This window comes from Facilibium subflavum (assembly GCF_003574485.1).
GTDB lineage: Bacteria > Pseudomonadota > Gammaproteobacteria > Francisellales > Francisellaceae > Facilibium > Facilibium subflavum.
Genome location: NZ_QLIT01000145.1, coordinates 1 through 1491, shown reverse-complemented (window position 1 = coordinate 1491; position 1491 = coordinate 1). Strand labels below are relative to the sequence as shown.

The window sequence follows — 1491 nt, the reverse complement described above, 5'->3', positions numbered from 1 at the left end:
ATAAAAACCGAAGAAAACAGGAAAAAATAGAAATCGATAATACGATTGAAGCAATTTTACAACATATCTCAAATTAATCGAATCGCTTAACGCTTAGACGCCTTAACCGGCTTTCTTGTTGCCTCGTTGCGAAACTCTGTAACCAGTTTATCTAACACTCCGTTGACAAAACCATGACCTTCCTGTGTACCAAGCGATTTCGCCTGATCAACATATTCATTGAGCACGACTTGATATGGAATATCTAAACAGTCCAATAGCTCATAAGCACCAAGCCGTAAAATAGCAAGATCAATCGTGTTGATGGAATCAATATTATCTACGGCATATTGGCCAATTTTCTCATCGATCAGTACTTTATTTTTATTAACACCATCCAAAAGGTGATAGAAAAAATCCCACTCAACAGCGTGGCGGTCACAGTTATCATTATAAAATTGAGCTTTTAGCTCATGCATTGGCGTGGCAGCAATGCTTTGTTGATAAAGTGCTTGCACCGCATGAAAGCGTGCACGTCGGCGTTCTTTAATTTTTAGTGACATCAATATACTCTTTATATTTACTATATGGTTATTTTATAAAAGGATCATTGCAAAACACGATCGGAAATTATAGCTAATATCCATTCAATGTAACAGAAAAACTTTCCTTTTTCTTGCAACGACTTTGTGAAGAACAACTATTTCGGTAGCCTTTTATTTTGATGTAATGGCAAGTAACATTGATTTAAAAGCGCATGATGAAAAACAAAAAACACGTGCCACTTGCAAAATAATGCCCCGACAGTATTTGCCATATTCACTTTATATAAAAACTCAGGCATAATGCATGCATTACTATTGATGTGCAATTCACAAAAAATCATTATATGCAACACATTCGAAACTTTTCTATTATTGCCCATATCGACCATGGAAAATCGACGCTGTCGGATCGTTTTATACAGATATGTAAGGGCTTAACAGAGCGTGAAATGAAAGAACAGGTTCTTGATTCAATGGATATTGAACGTGAACGAGGCATTACAATTAAAGCACAAAGTGTTACACTACACTATGAAGCTAAAGATGGAAAAACGTATCAATTAAATTTTATTGACACACCGGGGCATGTTGACTTCTCCTACGAGGTTTCCCGCTCTTTAGCTGCTTGTGAAGGCGCGCTTTTAGTCGTTGATGCCGCACAAGGCGTTGAAGCACAAACCGTGGCAAACTGTTATACCGCCATTGAGCAAAACCTGGAAGTCATTCCAATTTTAAACAAGATTGACCTGCCATCAGCTGAGCCAGAACGTGTTTGTGAAGAAATTGAAGATATCATTGGCATTGAAGCAACAAACGCTACTACATGCAGTGCAAAAACGGGGCTTGGTGTTGAAGATGTACTTGAAACGATTATTAAGAAAGTCCCATCACCTGTTGGCGATCCAAGTGCGCCGCTACAGGCACTTATTATTGACTCATGGTTTGACCCTTATCTTGGTGTTGTCTC

At 38.3% G+C, this 1491-nt stretch carries 2 protein-coding genes; one reads left to right on the top strand and one right to left on the bottom strand.

The window, feature by feature from the left end; translation table 11 throughout:
* Positions 1-86: 86 nt before the first annotated feature.
* On the bottom strand, positions 87-542 hold the full coding sequence (gene nusB / locus DNK84_RS09025; RefSeq protein ID WP_119344199.1) for a transcription antitermination factor NusB: 456 nt from the start codon (positions 540-542) through the stop codon (positions 87-89).
* 326 nt (positions 543-868) lie between these two features.
* Here nusB and DNK84_RS09015 point away from each other — a divergent pair.
* Positions 869-1491: GTP-binding protein (locus DNK84_RS09015; protein ID WP_119344200.1), on the top strand; the 623-nt coding region annotated here is incomplete at its 3' end.